This is a genomic window from Chryseobacterium sp. FR048 (genome assembly GCF_056844665.1).
Window position 1 is genome coordinate 147,899 of the sequence record NZ_JBXDSE010000002.1, and the last position, 19,700, is coordinate 167,598.

At 37.8% G+C, this 19,700-nt stretch carries 16 protein-coding genes; 10 read left to right on the forward strand and 6 right to left on the reverse strand.

All coding sequences use genetic code 11. The features are described from left to right. Window positions 1-20: 20 nt before the first annotated feature. From AC106K_RS05605 to AC106K_RS05630, 6 genes are all read left to right on the forward strand, one after another. Window positions 21-2,264 carry a TonB-dependent receptor plug domain-containing protein gene (locus AC106K_RS05605; RefSeq protein WP_482443646.1) on the forward strand — a complete coding sequence of 748 codons (2,244 nt, stop codon included), beginning with the start codon at window positions 21-23 and terminating at the stop codon, window positions 2,262-2,264. A gap of 177 nt (window positions 2,265-2,441) precedes the next feature. Next, window positions 2,442-2,822, forward strand: a complete 381-nt coding sequence (locus tag AC106K_RS05610) for an HYC_CC_PP family protein (RefSeq protein ID WP_482443647.1) — start codon at window positions 2,442-2,444, stop codon at window positions 2,820-2,822. 118 nt (window positions 2,823-2,940) lie between these two features. Further along, entirely contained in the window at window positions 2,941-3,414 is a 474-nt protein-coding gene (locus AC106K_RS05615) for a DUF3347 domain-containing protein (RefSeq protein ID WP_482443648.1), read from the forward strand. Window positions 3,415-3,518: 104 nt separating this feature from the next. Beyond that, window positions 3,519-6,302: a multicopper oxidase domain-containing protein gene (locus AC106K_RS05620; protein ID WP_482444744.1), complete on the forward strand. Its 2,784-nt coding sequence runs from the start codon at window positions 3,519-3,521 to the stop codon at window positions 6,300-6,302. A 129-nt stretch (window positions 6,303-6,431) separates the two neighbouring features. Next, window positions 6,432-7,067: a DUF3347 domain-containing protein gene (locus AC106K_RS05625; RefSeq protein WP_482443649.1), complete on the forward strand. Its 636-nt coding sequence runs from the start codon at window positions 6,432-6,434 to the stop codon at window positions 7,065-7,067. A gap of 5 nt (window positions 7,068-7,072) precedes the next feature. Next, complete coding sequence (locus AC106K_RS05630) at window positions 7,073-7,534, forward strand: heme-binding domain-containing protein (RefSeq protein ID WP_482443650.1); 462 nt, start codon at window positions 7,073-7,075, stop codon at window positions 7,532-7,534. Window positions 7,535-7,612: 78 nt separating this feature from the next. On the opposite strand, the gene AC106K_RS05635 is transcribed toward AC106K_RS05630, so the two are convergent. The 6 genes from AC106K_RS05635 to AC106K_RS05660 form a co-directional block, all read right to left on the reverse strand. Beyond that, window positions 7,613-9,646: a S9 family peptidase gene (locus AC106K_RS05635; protein WP_482443651.1), complete on the reverse strand. Its 2,034-nt coding sequence runs from the start codon at window positions 9,644-9,646 to the stop codon at window positions 7,613-7,615. Between the two features lie 413 nt (window positions 9,647-10,059). Beyond that, window positions 10,060-10,560 (reverse strand): GNAT family N-acetyltransferase, encoded by a 501-nt coding sequence (locus tag AC106K_RS05640; RefSeq protein ID WP_482443652.1) that lies wholly within the window; start codon window positions 10,558-10,560, stop codon window positions 10,060-10,062. A 46-nt stretch (window positions 10,561-10,606) separates the two neighbouring features. Then, complete coding sequence (locus AC106K_RS05645) at window positions 10,607-11,404, reverse strand: alpha-ketoglutarate-dependent dioxygenase AlkB (RefSeq protein ID WP_482443653.1); 798 nt, start codon at window positions 11,402-11,404, stop codon at window positions 10,607-10,609. Between the two features lie 18 nt (window positions 11,405-11,422). After that, window positions 11,423-12,649, reverse strand: coding sequence for a hypothetical protein (locus tag AC106K_RS05650; RefSeq protein ID WP_482443654.1), 1,227 nt, complete (start codon window positions 12,647-12,649; stop codon window positions 11,423-11,425). Between the two features lie 256 nt (window positions 12,650-12,905). Beyond that, on the reverse strand, window positions 12,906-13,772 hold the full coding sequence (locus tag AC106K_RS05655) for a sigma-70 family RNA polymerase sigma factor (protein WP_002979276.1): 867 nt from the start codon (window positions 13,770-13,772) through the stop codon (window positions 12,906-12,908). Window positions 13,773-14,034: 262 nt separating this feature from the next. After that, a complete protein-coding gene (locus tag AC106K_RS05660) occupies window positions 14,035-14,826 on the reverse strand; it encodes a S1/P1 nuclease (protein WP_482443655.1) in 792 nt (263 codons plus the stop codon). A gap of 512 nt (window positions 14,827-15,338) precedes the next feature. On the opposite strand from AC106K_RS05660, the gene AC106K_RS05665 reads away from it, so the two are divergent. From AC106K_RS05665 to AC106K_RS05680, 4 genes are all read left to right on the forward strand, one after another. Continuing rightward, on the forward strand, window positions 15,339-16,280 hold the full coding sequence (locus AC106K_RS05665; RefSeq protein ID WP_482443656.1) for a type VI secretion system baseplate subunit TssG: 942 nt from the start codon (window positions 15,339-15,341) through the stop codon (window positions 16,278-16,280). A gap of 54 nt (window positions 16,281-16,334) precedes the next feature. After that, on the forward strand, window positions 16,335-17,237 hold the full coding sequence (locus AC106K_RS05670; protein ID WP_482443657.1) for a TssN family type VI secretion system protein: 903 nt from the start codon (window positions 16,335-16,337) through the stop codon (window positions 17,235-17,237). A gap of 29 nt (window positions 17,238-17,266) precedes the next feature. Continuing rightward, window positions 17,267-18,406: a hypothetical protein gene (locus tag AC106K_RS05675; protein ID WP_047095832.1), complete on the forward strand. Its 1,140-nt coding sequence runs from the start codon at window positions 17,267-17,269 to the stop codon at window positions 18,404-18,406. 103 nt (window positions 18,407-18,509) lie between these two features. Further along, window positions 18,510-19,676, forward strand: a complete 1,167-nt coding sequence (locus tag AC106K_RS05680; RefSeq protein ID WP_482443658.1) for an aminotransferase class V-fold PLP-dependent enzyme — start codon at window positions 18,510-18,512, stop codon at window positions 19,674-19,676. Window positions 19,677-19,700 lie beyond the last annotated feature (24 nt).

The following is a 19,700-nucleotide window of genomic DNA, read 5'->3' on the forward strand; positions in this document are numbered from 1 at the left end:
GAAATTCTAAAATATTTCTTTTGAAAAAACTAGTTTTACCGCTAAGCCTTATGGTCCCTGTACTGATTTTCTCCCAACATAGAAAAAAGGATACAGCGACCACTAAAGTAACCGATATAGAGGAAGTAGTCTTCCAGAAAAAAGCAACAGGAAAAACAAATGACATCACCAATGTCAAAATCTCAGCAAAGGATGCGAAAGGAGTCGCTACTATAAGTGGAGGAATTGAAGGATTGCTTAAAACACTTCCTTCCGTAAACTCCAATACTGAGCTGTCTTCCCAATATATGGTTCGTGGTGGAAACTATGATGAAAACCTTATCTACATCAATGATATTGAGATCTACAGACCTTTCCTGATCAGAAACTCTCAACAGGAAGGGATGAGTATCATCAATCCGGATATGGTGTCTTCCGTGAATTTCTCAGCAGGAGGTTTTGAAGCCAAGTATGGTGATAAAATGTCTTCTGCTTTAAATATCTATTACCGTGAGCCTGAAAAATTTGAAGTTTCAGGAGAAGCAAGTTTAATCGGAGGCAGGCTTACAACAGGGCTGGCTTCAAAAAACAAAAAATTAACCGCTTTATTCTCAGGTAGATACAGGAATACGAACCTTGTTCTTAATACCTTAAAGGAAGATACAGATTTTAACCCTACTTATTGGGATTTCCAGTCTTACCTTAATTATCATGTTAATGACAAGTTCTCTATGTCATTCATCGGATATTATTCCAAGAATGATTATGAGATGATTCCCAGACAGAAAAGTGTAACATTCGGAAGCCTTCAGCAGCCTATTACTGTAAATATAGGATATGGAGGGAAAGAGAATGATCAGTACAAAAACATGATGGGGACTTTTTCCATGAATTATAAGCCGGCAGACCAATGGAAACTTACATTGGATGCTTTTGCCTATCAGAACAGGGAAAAAGAATATTATACCATACAGTCAGCTTATGAATTGCAGACTTTCGATCCTAAAACACAGGAACCTGTTGCTTCATACGATATGGGCGGACAGATCGAGCATGCAAGAAATGATTTGTTTGTAAGAACGTATGGAACTCAGTTCAGAGCAAAATTTTCACCCAATGTCAATACGGATATTGAAGTAGGGTTCAAATACGAGAAAGAAACCCTAAAGGATAATACCAACGAATGGAAACTGGTAGACTCTGCAGGATACAGCATCCCAAGACCTGAGGTTATCGATCCGAGAACCGGGGCTACAGGAGACCTTAAACTGGCTTATTATATTGCCGGGCAAAACAATATTGAGCCTTCAAGGCTGTCGGCTTATGCTCAGTATTCACAGAAATTCTACTGGGGATCCAGTAAAGTATTCTTGAATGCCGGTGTACGTGTTGCCAACTGGAGTTTCAATAAAGAAACCATATTCTCTCCGAGAGTTCAGTTCGCCATAAAACCGGAATGGGATACCGATATGTTGTTCAAACTTTCGGCAGGGATCTATTATCAGTCTCCTTTCTATAAAGAGATTAAAGACCTTGACGGGAATTTCAACTCCAATATCAAGTCACAGCGTTCTATGCAGGTGATTCTTGCCAATGATTATGAATTCCAGATGTATGACAGACCGTTTAAACTGACTACGGAGCTTTACTACAAGAAAATGGATAACCTGATTCCGTATTATATGGACAATGTAAGGATCCGTTATTCCGGAGAGAATAATGCTAAAGGTTATGCGTATGGTATTGATACGAGATTGTTTGGTGAATTTGTTCCGGGAGTAGATTCTTGGCTTTCTGCGAGTTATGCAAGAGTATATGAGAATATAAACGGTAAAGGAGATATTCCGAGACCTACAGATCAAAGGTTAAGATTTGCGATGTTCTATCAGGATTATATGCCGCAGTTTCCGTCGATGAGAGTAAACCTTACTTTGGTATATGCGATGGGATTACCAACTGGGGCGCCTGTTATGTTTGACAGCAACGGTCAGCCTGATTTCAATTCTGCCTACAAATTCCAGAAAACACTACCGTCGTATAAAAGGGTAGATATAGGATTAACGAAAGTATTTATTGATCCGAAGGATAAAAAGAACAGATCCGGTTTCTGGGGGAACTTCCAGGAGCTTTCATTAGGAGTTCAGGTGTTCAATGCGTTTAATATCAATAACACGGTTGCTAACCAGTGGATCACGGATTATAATTCAGCCAATACGAATATATATCCGGTTCCGGTACGTCTTACAGGACGTTTCTTCAATGTGAAACTTGAGTTTAAATTATAGAAATAAGACTTAGATTTTATCATTTAAAATCGGCTCAATCCGCTGCAATAGCGAGATAAAATATAGAAAAGCTTCCGGAATTATTTTCGGGAGCTTTTTTATTTACCCGAATTTTATAACAAGAATACTGAATTTTATAACTACCGTTTCAAAGATATTTTTAACTTTGCTGTATCAATGAAAAAGATTCTTGCCATATTATTCTCTATTTTCTACTTCGGATTTTCTTCCGGGGCAGCTTTTAGCGTTCATTACTGTATGCAGGAATTTGTTTCTGTAAGTCAGAAAACAGTTGATATTTGTGGCAAATGCGGCGTTAAAGACAAGAAAGGATGCTGCAAGACAGAGATCAAAATCGTAAAAGTAGATGACTCCCAGAAATCTGATTTCCTTAAAATCGATTTTTTAAGTTTGGTTTCAGAAATTCCGGTGAAACATCAGTTTGCCATTATTGACAAATCTTTTTCGGCGACCAAATTTACCCAAATTCAGATCAATGCACCGCCTGAGTACAGGCCGGTACCTATCTACATCAATCATTGTAATTTTAGAATTTAGAATCTGTCAGTCGTTTCAGGTAATGTAATCATACCGTTACGGGCGACATGTCCTGACGCATTTTCCTTTGCGTTACCCTTATTCTTTATTAAAAAAATTAATTCTAAAATTTAAAACAATGAAAAAGTATATCATTACAGCAGCCTTATCTTTATTCTCAGTTATTTCACTTTCAGCACAGTCTAAAAAAGATGCTCAGGTTTCAAAACTGTATCAGAACTATATTGCGATCAAATCAGCATTAGCTTCAGATGATGCAGACAAAACTTCAAAGGCAGCAACAGAATTTATCAAAACAGCTTCAACGATCGACTACAAATTAGTCTCTGAAGGAAATCTTAACATCCTTAGAAAAGATGCTTCCGTTATCTCAGAAGCGAGAACCGTTGCCTCTCAAAGAGAAACTTTTCTGAATCTTTCAGATAATATGATCGCGCTTACGAAAGAATTTAAACTTTCAGACAAACCCGTTTATGTACAGTACTGCCCAATGGCAGACGGAAGCTGGTTAAGCGATGAAAAACAGATCATGAATCCTTACTACGGGAAATCTATGCTTTCATGCGGAAGCGTAAAGTCAGAAATTAAATAAGTATTGTATTAGTCTTTAATGTAATAAGTTGCATAGTTTAATGTATAATTTACTTAAAGCTATGCAGCTTCTAAAAAGTTCAGAAAAGTATGAAAAAACTAATCATGTTTCTGGTACTTCTATTCTCTGTTTTTACTTTCGCACAAACAACAAAGACGTATTATACCTGTCCTATGCACCCGGAAGTAGTATCATCAAAACCTGGTGACTGCCCGAAATGCAAAATGACCCTGGTAAAGAAAACCGTTATGGTGAAACCTATTCCTAAAACAGAAATAAAAGCAAAACCTGTAGAAACCAAAATAAATAGAGCTCAAGTTGATAATAAGGCGAACAAAGCTGAGGAGGCTAAGAAAGCCAATAGAGGAAAGGAAGTTGAGAAGCCCAATGTAGAGAGCAGAATTAAGAAGGAGCAATTGATGGTGGCTGGAGAGTCTAAAGCAGAAATTAAATCTCAGTCGAAGTCTCAGTTTCAATCTCAAACTACCTATACCTGTCCGATGCATCCTGAAGTGATTTCAGATAAACCGGGGAAATGCCCGAAATGCGGAATGGAACTGGTAGAAAAAGAAACACAGAAGCCCGCCATTGAAACCCCAAAGGATGAAAAATCTGTTTTAAAGAGAAATTCTGAGAACGGAAAAATTACTTTCGGAGGGAAAACAGTTCGATATGATCTGTATGTAAAAGATACCATCGTCAATTTTACAGGAAAAAACAGAAGAGCCATTGCGATCAATGGAAAGCTTCAGGCTCCCACTTTATATTTTACAGAAGGAGATACAGCTGAGATCTATCTTCATAATATGCTGAAAGAGAATACAGGACTGCATTGGCATGGAGTTATTCTTCCCAATGAACATGACGGAGTTCCTTATCTTACCACAAAACCTGTGAAACCGGGAGAAACCCACCTGTATAAATTCAGAATTTCACAGAACGGAACCTATTGGTACCATTCTCATGAAGCACTTCAGGAGCAGATAGGGATGAACGGAATCTTGGTTTTCAAAAAAAGAGAGGGCGAGCCCAAAACGGAATATAATGCAGAAATTCCTGTCCTGCTGGGAGATTGGAGTGATGATGATCCTATGCAGATCGCCCGAAGACTTCATATGGCCAACACCGATTGGTATGCCGTTAAGAAAAACGCTGTCCAGAGTTACTGGGAAGCCATCAAATCCGGAAATTTCGGAACAAAAGCACTGAATGAATGGAAAAGAATGGAAGCAATGGACGTCAGCGATGTGTATTACGATAAATTCCTGATCAATGGTGTTCCAAGCTCAGATTACTCAAACCTAAAAGCAGGAGATAAAGTAAGATTGAGAGTGGCGAATGGAGGTTCTTCCACTTATTTCTGGCTGAATTACGGTGGCGGGAAGATAAAAGTGGTAGGAAATGACGGAAACGATGTAGTCCCTGTAGAAGTTGACCGCTTGATCGTAGGGGTCTCAGAAACGTATGATATTGAAGTCACAATTCCGGAAAACAAAAGTTTCGAATTCAGAGCTACTTCAGAAGATAGGATAGGACATGCATCACTCTGGCTGGGTTCCGGTGAAAAAGTGGAGGCTCCCAATTTACCAAGGCTGATGCTTTTTGAAGGAATGAAAATGATGAACGGAATGATGGAAATGAGCGGAAATATGAAGCCGATGACCATGACGATGGGAAATCAGATGATGGATATGAATGAAGTAATGTACCCGGAAATTCCAGAAAGTCAAAGAAAAACGACTGCAAAACACATCAATGAAATGATGGGGGTAAAAACTAAGGAGGATAAAAAAGAAGAGGATCACTCTCAGCATTCAGAGATGAACATGAAAGAAGAAAAAACGATCAAAAGATTGTCTTATAATATTTTAAAATCTCCTGAAAAAACAATTCTTCCTACCGATAGCATTCGTGAAATGAAGTTTACCTTGGAAGGAAATATGAACCATTACCTGTGGACTCTGGATAATAAAACCGTTACTGAAACAGATAAAATCCTGGTGAAAAAAGGGGAGATCCTTAGAATCAAACTGTATAATAATTCTATGATGCGCCACCCGATGCACCTTCACGGTCATGATTTCAGACTGATCAATTCAAAAGGCGAATATTCTCCACTGAAAAATGTGGTAGACATCATGCCGATGGAAACCGTTACGATTGAATTTGCTGCTAATCAGGATGGCGATTGGTTCTTCCACTGTCATATTTTATACCATATGATGGCGGGAATGGGAAGGATCTTCAGTTATGAAAATTCAAAGCCCAATCCACAGCTTCCGAACAGAAAGCTGGCATGGAAAAACTTCCTGCAGGATAATAAAATGGTAAGTTCTATGGCGATGCTGGATGTGGCAAGCAATAAGATACATGCAGAAACAATGACGATGTTCGGACCAAGATGGGCGAATCTGAATGAGTTTCACAGCAACTGGAACTTCGATCATTTTGAAGGAAGTGCAAAAGTGGGAAGATTCTTAGGAAAATTTCAGTGGGCATTGCCTTATGCAGGAGTAAGGGTTCAAAAGAACCATGAGATCATGGAAAGACAGATGGCAGAAGATATGGGCATGGATTTTCATGGTAAAAAGACCTGGTTCGGACAGCAGAAAGCTTCGAAAAATAAATTGGCTTTCATGGTCGGGATGCAGTATGTATTACCGATGCTGATCACTGCAGATGCAAGTGTTGACCAGAATGGAAAAGTTCTGTTGGAGCTGAGTAGGGAAGATATTCCGCTTTCCAGAAAGCTGAGAGGAAACTTTAGTGTCAATTCAGACGGTGAATTTTCTACGGGAATAAGATATATCCTGCAAAAATGGTTATCCGTTTCCGGAAATTATGACAATGAGATGGGCTGGGGAGCCGGTCTTACCTTAACGTATTAATTTTGATAATTATATGCAATTTTACACTAATTTCCTGCGTCAGAAATCGAATACTCGAAGATAGTGTAGAGTTGTATATAGTTCTCATTCATTTTTAACCCTATTACTCTATAAAATCATTCAGAAACAATGAAAAATATAATAACCGTATTATTAGTGGGAGCTACATTATATTCATGTGCTAAACCCGAAAATAAAGGATCTGAAAATAAAGCAGCAGGACCGGAAATCAAAACCACACCCAAGGCTGATTCTGTGGTTGCTTCAACTCAAAGCAAGGAAGTAAAAGAAAGTTCAGAAGAAAATAAAAAAGAAGCCGGTGAGCTTTCAGATTTTCCAATACAGCAAGTGATGCAAGGATATATTCCTTTAAAAAATGCTTTAGCTCAGGATGATTCTAAAAAAGCTTCCGATGCCGCTAAAAATCTGTTTTCTATAGTAAAAAAAATAGCTGCCAGTAAAACCAATGTAAAGAGCAATTCTGAGTTGCGTGATATTTTGGAAAGTGTATCAGAAAATGCAGAGCATATTGGAGAAAACGCGGATGATATAGTACATCAAAGGGAACATTTACTTTCTCTGAGTAATGATATTACCGATTTGATCGGAGAAGTAGGAACCGGTGGTTTAAAATTATATCAGGATTTCTGCCCTATGTACAATAATGGAAAAGGAGGAACCTGGATTAGTGAGACAAAGGAAATTGTAAATCCTTATGAAGGCTCAAAAATGCTTAACTGCGGATCTGTAAAAAAAGTATTGTAGACCCCATGAGCCGCTCTATTAAAAATATATTTTTCGGCTTTATCATTATTTTTTTAATCATTCAGGTGATTCAGCCTGTCCGTAATATTGATCATGGGCAGGTACCTTCATCTGACATTTCAAAAGTGTATCAGGTTCCCGGAAATGTACAATCTATTTTGAGAACCTCGTGCTATGATTGTCATAGTAATTCAACGGATTATCCTGTTTATGCATACATTCAACCATTAAGTTTTTTTCTTGAAAAACATATTAAAGAAGGAAAAAAAGAGTTGAATTTTAATGAATGGGGACTTTACAGCCATAGGAAACGAACGAATAAACTAGAAGCTGTTAAAAATCAGATAAAGCAAGGAAAAATGCCACTTTCTTCTTATCTCTATCTTCACCATGATGCAAAACTGTCTGATGAGAAGATAAAAGAGGTTGTTGACTGGATAGAGTCAATCGATACAGAAGACAAATAGAAGAATAAAGGCAGAAAATCTATGAGTAAAAAATAAAAACCATCTCAGCAATGAGATGGTTTTGTTTATTAGGCTATTTTATTTAGCCGCTTCCGCTGTTTTTGTTTTTTCAGCAGGTTTATAAGTTACATTTTTAATATCAACGGTCATTTCTTTCAGGCGTTTTGCCACATTTTCAGGCATATCTTTCTGGTATCTGCCCCCGATTACTTCAGAAAGGAATTTTTCCGTTTCGGCATACATTGCCATACTGTTAACCGGTTTTCTGAATCCGTGGCCTTCATCATCAGCAAGAATATAATTTACTTTTTTCCCTTTATCACGCAGGGCGATGACAATCTGATCTGCTTCAGCCTGCTTTACTCTTGGGTCGTTAGCCCCCTGAACAATCAGTAAAGGTTTGACGATTTTGTCTACACTGAATAGCGGGCTTGCTTCCTGCATTCTTTTCTTACCCTCTTCAGTTCGTGGATCACCCACCATACCATAGAGGAAAGCACGGCCTGATTCCCAATAAGCAGGCACAGAATCCAGCAGAGTGAAAAGATTACTTGGCCCTACAATATCAACTCCTGCAGCATAGACCTCCGGTGTGAATGCCAATCCCGCCAGTGTTGCATATCCGCCATAGCTTCCGCCCATGATGGCAACTTTATTTTTATCTGCAATTCCCTGATTGATCAGGTATTTTACTCCCCACGTAATATCATCCTGCATCAGCTTTCCCCATTGCAGATCGCCTCCGTTCTGAAATTTTTTACCATAGCCTCCACTTGCTCGGAAGTTAGGCTGAAGTACGGCATATCCTCTGTTGGCTAAAAACTGTACGATTGGATTGTAGCCCCAATAATCTCTCGGGCCTTTTGGTCCTCCGTGAACCAAAACGACTACAGCAACATTTTTTCCGCTCGATCCTACGGGTAAAGTCAGATAAGCCGGAATTTCAAGTCCGTCGCTGCTTTTATAGGAGATCGGGGTCATGGAAGCCAGATACTGTTCAACTTTTTTCAGTTCTGCTCTTGGAGTATATTGGAAGATCAGCTGCCTGGTTTTAGCATCAAAGAAATAAGATTCAGAAGCATATTTGTCACCCCAAACTGAGATTAAAAATTTAGAATAATCCTTCGTTGAGCTTCCGAAATTAACCTCTCTTCCCGGAAATTTACTTTGAAGAAATTTATAATTATCTTCCCATGTTTTATCTTTCCAGTAATAGTCTGTTTTGTCACCGGTATATGACGTAGAAATGATCTTTCTCGTATTTCTGTCCATAGACAACCCGCCGAAATCTACTTTTCCTTTAGGATCAGCTTCAACTTTTGTGATTTGCTTTGTTTTTGGATCCATCATGAACAATGCGGTCTTATCCAGATCTCCTTTATTAGTTACCAGATAAAATTTAGCATTATCTTCGCTCCAGCTTGCAATATAAGCGTTTTCTGTAACCAGCGTTTCATAGATGGGGGTCAACTTATCTCCGTCTTTGTAAAGAAATTGTGTGGTTCCCTTATCATCTGTTTTGGATAAGACCCTGAGTTTTTCGTCCCAGTCGAAATCATAGCCTGTCACGCGGTCTGTATTTTCATAGATCTTTTTCATCTCTCCTGTAGAAATCTTCAGAGAATACAGATCATGCCATGCTTTGTCACGGTTGTTTAAACCTACCATCAACAAGTCGGGATCTTTTCGGCTTACCATATAGATCTGAGCAGCTATTTCTTTGAGAGGAGTGATATTCCTTGATGCGGGAACTCCGGTTGCGGCTTTTGCGATAGGATCTACGGCAAAAATATTCATATTTTCATCCCCGTTATTGTCTTTTACATAGAGGATGTACTTCCCATCTTCTGACCAGAAATAACCATTCAAAGGCCGCTTACTGTCAGTTAACGGGCGGGCTTTATCAAAAGGTTCATCAATCTTTTTCACCCAGATGTTCATAATTCCTCCGTATTCTTTCGTAAACGAGATCCACTTTCCATCCGGGCTCAGCTGACCTCCTGAAATTTCCGGATTTCCAAAAAACAATCCTCTGTCCAGTAACGGGACTTCCTGTGCCTGTGCTGTATTCACTCCCAGGATCAGGAGCAATGCATAAAAGAATTTTTTCATATTTTTTGATTTTGATATGGGTTAATTTAGTTATTTCTTTCCACAAAAAAACAAAAAAAATGATCCTTTTGGTTGAAATTGTGATGATTAGGTTTACACCTCCAGCTCAATGATTTACCTGATCATCTTCTGATTGACACTTTCAGGAATTAAATTCATCATAAAATTCCGCAATGAATTTCCGTGTTCCCATTGAGATACTTTCTGTTGGGCGCAAGAAAATCACAGATTTTGGGAAATATCCAGTACATTTTTATTTTGCCACGAATTCACGAATAAATCATATGCACTTAATTATATCCATAAAGAAAATTATTCGTGCATCCGTGGCAAAAAAACTAGAGACAATACTTGCTGAGGATCTTTTATTTTCTTGTGTCTTTGCAATCATCAACAAAGTATAATTAAAAAAATTATAGCGTTAAGATATAGCTTTCCGATACTTTTTTGAAACCATATTTACTGAAAAAATTATGAGCTCCATGATTATTCACACCACTTTCAAGCAGGATAAAACTGATATTCCAGCTTTTAGATTCGTGGATAGCCTTTTCCAAAAGTTTGCTTCCAAGAGACTGTCCTCTTACCGATTGATCCAGAAGCATATCTTCTAAAATTGCGTATTTTTTAAAAGGGCTGTTGATTACGTTGAAAACTGCCATTCCTACAATATCTTCAAGTTCATTTTCTGCGATCAGGATATTCAGTTTAGAACTTCCGTCAGAATTAAAATCGGTAAGCAGCTGTTCTGTTAAGATTACTTCCAGATCAGGATTCCAGTGGTGAGAATCAAGGGCTCTGCCAGACATCATCTCTCCGTGGGAAATATAAGAATCCGTTTTATGAGTGATGAAAAAGTCTACCAGTTCTTTGATACGGGCTTTATCGGTGAGCCATTTTGTAGTATATTCCATGAGATGTAGTGTTATTTTAAATTTTTCAAAGGTGTTTGGGGTTTGATTACTTTGGGTATTTCGGCATGATGAGGTCTCCTTTACTGATTGTGTACTTCAAATCCGGGTAAGTAAAATCCAATGCTCTGTTTTCCTTTCCTCTGAGCTGAAAGAATTCTGATTCCTGCTCCTGATCAGCGAGGGTAAATGATTCTCCTGCAGAAAACTGTGGTTGCCCATGGCTGAAGTGAACAGATGTTTTCGATGTTCTGAAGGTGATACCCAGCCATTTATTGTCATTCACTTTCATTTTGGGATCCGGTAGAGCATTCAGGACTATTTTGTGCTGAAATTTGGTGTTGGTTTCCAACGAAAACAGAACCACAGAATGATGGTGCAATATTATTTCAGATTCTTCATCAGTTGTTTTGTCTTTAATGACAAGCTTTCTCAGCTGAAAATCTGCCAGTTCATCCGGTCGTTCATAGCAGGTAAATAGTGCTATAAAAGAATTATTTTCCAGATCGAGTGCCTGATCAGAATGAAAACCCATTTTAGAATACACAGCATCATACACTTCAATCAATGCGTTATTGAAATTCTGAGAAGGAATACCTATATTTTCAACGGCAAGAGTCTCGTTGATATGATCAACAAGACTTTGATGAATCTCTGAAAAAGCAGTGGCAGGAATCGTATATCGGGTAGTGGTTCTTACAATCGGAATATGCGGGCCATCTGGTTTCACGAGATGATTTCCCAATCTGCCTTTTCCTGTAGATTCAAATTCGGCGGAATGGAACAGATCATTGAATAAGTTTCTTTCTAAAGGAAGATTTATTTTGTGAAATGCTGTGCTATTCATGTTGCTTTCTCAGTGTATTTAAAAAATTGGCTTTTCATAATCTCCTGAATTCATGCTGAAATGAACTTTTCCATATTCCACCCTGTTTTCAGTACTGTTTTCTTCATAATAAGAACTTCTCAGCTCTTCACGAAGCTCAGGAGTCATTTCTTCAAGTTTAATATACTGTCCGTTTTCTTTGATGTAAGTCTGCCCCTCCGTATGCATTGCTTCCAGATTAGAGCACCTAACGACATAGCCCATTCTGATAGGAATCTGATCAACTCCCAACACAGACGGTCTGATTTCATGCGTATACAGTCTGTTGGTAGAAAGTGGAATCAGAAATGCAGAATCAGGGTACAACGTAACACTGAATTCTTTTTCCAGGGTATCATCCTCAACGGTTTTCTTAAGCCTGAAATGAAGTCTTGTCAGAGCACTCGTCTGTTTATAGCACCAGTCGAATCTGTCGGTATCTGACGGTTTCAGCAGTTCTGTATTGGTATCGTCATAGAACGTGCAAAATGCAATAAGCCCTTCTTTAGGCATATCCTTGGTCTTATCAGAATGAGCTTTGATCTTTGCTTTTACCTCCTTTGGAGAATCGTCTGTTTTCTTTTTGTTTTCATAGATCTGTACCAGCGCATGATTCATATCTGTTTGATGCTCAAATGTTTCCTCTACACATGTGTTGAGTGTGTTAATGATTTGATGATCAATATCCCGAAAGTTGTCGGTAGGTCCTGTAAGATTACTTGAACACCTCAAAAGATTGTAATGAAAAGCTTCCTGACCGGTTTCTGTAAAGTCTTTGGTAATCTTGCTCAGGTATATTCCTTTTCTGAATGCTTTAGATTCTTTGTTGGATTCTGTAAGTTCCTGAAAATCATGCTCAGATTTAATCTTTTCGAAGCTGTTATCGTCAGAAAACAGTTTTCTGTAGTAGACACCTGCATTACTGATGATCACCGGAACTTCTCCCAGATTTACAATCCTTGAATTTTTCGGACGGTTATCATCATTGAGCGACAATTCTTTTATAATATGCAGCTGTTGAGGACTTGCTGTAAGGGTATTCAAGTCTCCACATACATAAACCTTTTTGTTGGAAGTGGCATCCAGATCAGCCAGGCTGTTGATGACTGAGCCGCAAAAATGATCCGTCAGATATTGAAGGTCGGTATTCGGGGCTGCATTGCTTTGCAAAACTAGAAGAACGTTTTTATCTTTTGAAATTTTATTTTCTGTAGGTAGTGTTGTCATGTTTATTTTTCAAATGGAGTTTTAAAATGGTATTAGTTGAAAATGTTTTAAAAATTGTTACAATTGATTTACAATCGGATTATTCAAAGGTAAGGAAAGAATACAAACTGAAAATAGAGTAGCTGCTGTTTCCTGAAAATAAAATATCCGAATGATCTCTCTTTCTGTCTGGGAAATATCATAGATGATTAAAACAATCCATAAAAAAACGGAGCCTGAAAACAGACCCCGCCTATAAGATTTTTTGCGCTAAAAATTATTTACCTAAATAAGATTTAAGGATCTTACTTCTGGTATTGTGTTTTAGTCTCTTAATTGCTTTTTCTTTGATCTGACGAACTCTCTCTCTTGTAAGATCGAAAGTCTCACCAATTTCCTCTAAAGTCATTGGGTGTTTTCCGTTCAGTCCGAAGTATAATCTTACCAGATCAGCCTCTCTTGGCGTTAAAGTATTCAATGCTCTTTCAATTTCGATTTGAAGCGATTCAAGCATTAAGTCTTTATCAGGACTTGGTGATTCTCCTGAACGTAATACATCATAAAGATTAGAATCTTCACCTTCTACTAAAGGTGCATCCATAGACAGGTGTCTTCCGGAGTTTTTCATCGATTCTTTAATATCCTCCTCGCTCATGTCAAGAACTTCAGCCAATTCTTCCGGAGAAGGTGGTCTTTCATTTTCCTGCTCAAGGTGAGCGTATGCTTTATTAATTTTATTGATGGAACCAATTTTGTTCAACGGAAGCCTTACAATTCTTGATTGCTCAGCCAACGCCTGTAAAATTGATTGACGGATCCACCATACTGCATAAGAGATAAATTTGAAACCTCTAGTTTCATCGTACCTTTTTGCCGCTTTCATCAGTCCTAAGTTACCTTCATTGATCAAATCGGGTAAAGAAAGACCTTGATTTTGGTATTGCTTGGATACAGAAACTACGAAACGAAGGTTGGCTTTGATTAATTTCTCTAATGCGGCTCTGTCGCCAGCACGTATTCTTTGTGCCAATTCTACTTCCTCGTCCGCAGTGATCAGTTCCACTTTACCAATTTCCTGCAAATACTTGTCTAATGAAGCAGTTTCCCTGTTGGTAACCTGCTTAGTGATTTTTAATTGTCTCATTTATTTTTATCCTCAAAAAAGAGTTACTATATAATATACGTATGGGAATACAAAAAGGTTACACAAGTTTTACTTTTTTATTAAATATTTTGATTGAAGTAGGATAGAAGGGCCTGGAACATGATTTAAAAATGTATTGTTCGGATGGTAGAAAGGGAAAAAACTATTTCTGAATACCATTAATCAAGAAACTTTAAACAAAAAAACGGAACCGAAGTCCCGTTTTTATCATATTATGGTTAAAATATTTTTTAACTTTCAATTAGAATAGCTCATTCAATACTTTTGCCAGTCTCAACCCTCCGTATAGCAACTGTCTTTCCAGAGTATCATTGAACTTATACTGGTAGTCATAAGATAATTTTGAACCATCCGGAGTCTGGGCATAGATCTTATTGGCGATTTTGTGAGAATCATACAACCAGTCTTCCAATGTTCCAGACTGAATTTGTGCTACTTCTTCTTTAGATTTGATGTCCAAAAGCTTAGAATATTCCGTGTAGCTGTATTTCTGAGAATCTACTAATTTTCCATCCCAAACTGAGTGCAAATTGGTTTTATCTCCGAAATAGGTCACATTGATTTTGTTTCCGCCCAAATCTTCAGCTCTTCCTACATGTAGTGGCTGAGCAAGGTCTCCCATAATGTGGATCAGGAAAATCAACGCAATTTTTCTGTCTTTTGCAGAAGTTTTCTCATCCTTGATCTGGCTGGATAATGTGTTTACCTGAGTATAAAGACTTGGTCCTGCCTGCATTTTTAAATTTTGGTCGAATGCTTTGAAGTCAGTCTGTGGGTCAATATTTACATAATGCCATGATGAAGCCTGCTTCCATGCACCCGTAGTGTCAGATTTGATGAAATCCGGCCAGTTGGCCCAATACGCAAGGCGTTCCTTACCCATTATCTTTTTTATTTCTCTTCTGGCCTTTCTGGAAAGGTGGTTCTCTGCAATGTCTGCAATGACTCTGTGTCCCGTCAGTCCCCACGCATACGAGTATAGTGAAGAGGAAATGAATGCTAAAATCAGAATTTTAGAATAAATACTTTTCATTTTAAATAACAATTTTCAGTCTGCAAAGATACGGCCCGCTTTCCGAATGAGCATACATTATCCCGGATTTATTCTATAAAGATGATGTTAATAAAATTTAATCTTAATAAAAAGAGTAATTATAATAGGTTTGGAGGATTTTTTTTGTGAATTATAGAAAAGATAGGTGAGTAAGATCATATATAATAAGGATGGAATAAAAACATCCAGGTTTAAAAAAGGAAGTAATATCCGTAACAGTAAGTCAATAGAGATCTGTTTAAAAATAATCTTATATTGCATGCCAGGTTTAAAACTTTAGGCTTAAATTTATAAGTTGTTGATAATGAGTTTTTAAATTCAAATTTTAATCCTTGGGTAAATTCGTTTATCACCGTATTTTTACGGAATTTGCTGAAAATTATTCCTTTTAATGCTAATTAATTAGTATTTTAGAATAAAATTATTAGTAAAATATTTTTTCAAACTTGCGAGATATATTATCTTTACAAGTCATAATCAGAGGAAACACTATGTATGAGAATAATATTGTAGATATGCATTACAATAAGCTGCAGACAGACTTTAAGGCTGAAGCTGTGGCGGTTAATCTTTTGAAATACCACCGGGCGGTAAGCAATATATTCATTGAGCGTGTCGGCGTGAACGACCGTGCTTACCTGAAAGATATTAAGAGTATTTCAAGCAGCTATTTAGGATTTGATGAGGAAGTATTTACCATAGAAAGTTATAGGGAGGGTATTTATGACTATCTTCCGGAAGGGCTTTTCCATCCGCCTTCTCTTGGAGCTTCCAGAAAAAATGTAGATACTGTGGTACGGGAAATCCGGAAGCAGAAAAGGGTAGAAGATGATGCCCGCAAATTTTTCCGTCCCTTTGAACTTGAGGTATTTTTTACCGAAATCAGTGCTTTACTGAAAGAATCAGAATTTGACATTACCAGCAATACAGACTCCCTTTTGGATACGGTGAGTGAGCTATGGCCGCTGGTCAGAATGCTGGACAAACAGAATGCGTATATCTTTATGCACATTTTACCATTCTTCCACCAAATCAGAGGTGATAAAAGATGGTTTGAAAGATGTATGACCGCTTTCCTGCAGGTACCTGTAGAGGTAACGTTTTCCCCCAATGTAATCGATGAAATTGAGAAAAACGACGATTCTATGCTATTAGGGAATTCAAGATTAGGCGTTACCTATATTCCGAGCGGAAGGCATATGGACGGACAGAGAAACTGGGTGGTCAATATAGGCCCTATTCCTTATGAAGATATGAAGAAATATATTCCGGGAAGCCCGTTCAGAAACGTACTGCAGGCTTTATATGACTATTTTCTCCCGGTAACTGTAGATGTAGAGGAGAACTTTGTGACAGAAAAACATGAATACTCTTTCAGTCTGGAGGATGACGAAAGAAATGCAAGCCGCCTTGGATACTCTACATTCCTCTAAATTATTTTATTATATTTACAACTACCAACAAAATATAAATTCGAAAAGAAACAAATGGAAATTTCTTCAGTAAAAGGTATTTTTTTAAGGTATATTTTAATGCCTTTAATCGCAATCATTATGATGGTTATACTGGGTGTAATCAGACGGAATAAGCCTGCGATCAAAATTAAAGTAATTATTGTATACGTTCTTCTATGCAGTTTATGTCTGGCGTTGCCGGGAGTTTTCGGTTTTACCCGAAATCTTTTTAATCCATACTGGTATCTTATAGCCCAGGTTATTTATCTTATTTTTGGGATCATTCACGTTAATCTATTACACAGATATTTCAAGAAACATATCGAGTCTCTGGCAATGAGCATTTTGTTTGAATCCATCCTTTCATTGACGTGTATCGCGTTGGGTGGGTATCTGTTTACATTGCTTTTCAACTGGATGAGCGGAGGACTAGGATATGCGGTAATGGCTGCGACAAGTATGCTGATCTTTGTGGTTCCGATGGTATTTTACTATTGCTATATCCAGTTTATCAGTATTCCATTTGACATCTATAAAACATGGAAATATTCTCCGGAGCAGAAGCTGCCTGATTTTGAAGGAGCAGACTTCGACCGATTGATGGTTCTTAATGTTGAGTTAAGCAAAAATCTGGAAGATTCCAACCGATTCAGAATCAAGGCAAAAACACTTCCGACAGGAGTCACTTTCGGAGATTGGTTCTACAGGGTAGTGGATGACTATAATCATAAGAACCCGGGATCTATTATTCATCTTTCGGATGAAGGAAATGATCCCTACTACTGGATTTTTTATACTAAAAAATCGTTTTTCAGTTTCAGAAAATATATCGATTTCGATCAGGACATTACTACAAACAGCATTTCTGAAAATGAAGTGGTTATTTGTAAGAGAGTCATTCAGCATGAAGAAGAAGGAGTAGTAAGAAAAGCATAATCACAAAAATTTAAAAAAAGTATTTTAACATGATACAGCCTATTAAACATTTTGCAATCAATTGGGTGGATGGGATGAAAGTTTCCCAAAGACACCTTAATGATCAGGATAATTTTTTAATCGATACGATCAGAGATTCCAATTCACTTGGAATTACTACATATAATTACGGACTTTTACCTATCTCAACAGAGTTTACAGACAGAACTATTTTTGACGTTCATAATACAGCCACCAATGATGTACAACTTGTGATCAAGCGTTGCAGTGCTGTAACGATGGCAGGATACCGTATTGAACTTACAGACAGAAGAATCAGCGTAAAGTCTTTGGCCAAGTCAATGAATGAGGAGCAGGCAGATGGAGAATATTATATTTTAATTTCTGTAAATCCGTTTGATAAAGTTCCTTTCGGAGATATTGATCCGGAAGAAATTCCACCGCGTCACCCTAGTGCACAACCGAATCACCATATCGAATTGCTTCCTGTTACTTCATTGAACAGCAGCTATTCCGGAGGAAATTACCTGATCATCGGAAAAGTTGATCTAAAAGCGAATATCGCTCAGGTAGATTCGAATTTTATTCCGCCATGTACTTCCATTCAGAGTCATCCGGCTCTGGTAGACTATTACAGCAGCTTTGCAAAGTCTATTGGAAATCTGCAGCAATATGCATTTAAGATCATTCAGAAAGCATCTCATAAAAACCAGAATACGGCATTGGCTCAAAACGTTAAGTTTCTGTGCAGTACAATGGTGAATACTTTTGGAGATATGTATTTCCAGTTCAGAAATATTACGCCTTGGCAGCCGCCTGTGTTTCTGATCGAATCTTTTGCGAGACTGGCACTTCATTTATACAATTCCACACAGCTTCTGGTGCCAGCCGAATTGGAGGAAATGCTGAATTATAGCCTGGAATGGAGTGAAATTGCTCCACACACCTTACTGAACCAGCTTTCTATTGTAGCGGAAACCAACTATGACCATCACAATTGTGGTGAGCCATTGCTTTATATCCAGCAGATGTTGAGAAGCCTGGAAACGATTTTCGCTAAACTGAGTGAGCTTGATTACATTGGTCAGAGAAAAGAAAATATCATTGTTAACGAACAGGAAGTTTCTACCAATACCAATCCTAAGAGAGGTTGGAGTGTATTGGATTAATACAGTGAATTTGTTAAATATAGGTCCCGGATGAAAATTCGGGATTTTTTATGAGTAATAGCAGAGAAAATTAACATTAGATTTGTTCCACGGATTTCATACTATGGATTTAAATAAAATAAGACAAGACACCATCGGATGTTCTGATAAAATATTTTTAAATAGCGCAGGTTCATCACTAATGCCAAAAATTGTGGTAGAAGCGATCACGGATTGTTTATATGAGGAACAACAGATAGGCGGTTATAGGGTAGCTGGCAGAAATTCTGAATCAATCAGCCAGTTTTATATAGAAGCGGCAAAGCTGATCAATACCAATCCTTCTAATATTGCTTTCGTGAATAGTTCTACAGATGGTTATGCAAAAGCGTTGTCCAGCATTCCCTTTAAAAAAGGAGACTGTATCATGACAACCAATGATGATTATATATCCAACCAGATTGCTTTTATTTCTTTACAAAAAAGGTATCAGATTGAAATTATCAGAAGTTCTAATTTATCTGATCATGAACTGGATCTGGAGGATTTTGAAAAACTGATCAAAAAGCATCAGCCCAAATTAGTTGCAGTTACCCATATTCCGACCAACTCCGGTTTGATTCAGAATGTGGAAGCGGTGGGGCAACTATGCCGGCAATATGATATTCTTTATCTTGTAGATGCCTGCCAGTCTGTTGGTCAGATTGTAGTAGACGTCGAGAAAATTAACTGTGATTTTTTGACGGTAACAGGAAGAAAATTTATGAGAGGACCAAGAGGAACAGGATTTTTATATGTTTCAGATAAGGTTTTAAACAATGAGATGGCTCCTTTATTTTTAGACAGCAATGGAGCTCATTGGACAGAGTTCGATGATTACCAGCTCAAGAAAACCGCAAAAAGATTTGAACTTTTTGAAAGATCTAATGCTGATCTCCTAGGCTTGAAAGAAGCTTTACGATATGCCAACGATATAGGAATGCTTACCATCGAAAATTATAACCGTAAACTGGCAGAAACATTAAGAACGAATCTTCAGAATAATGGTTTCAGAATTTTGGATAAAGGAAATAGGCTAGGGAGCATCGTTACCTTTTGTGAGAAAGACGGAAAGGTTGAAAAGAGCAGCAAAATACTGACGGATCATAATGTATACTTTAAGGTAAATGATAGAAGCAATGCACTGATCGATTTTACGCATAAAAATGTAGATCATGCCATTCGCCTGTCTCCTCATTATTTTAATACAATTGAAGAAATTGAAGAGGTATCTCGTCTTCTGAAATCATAGTATGGTTTAAGGATTCAGCCCCGG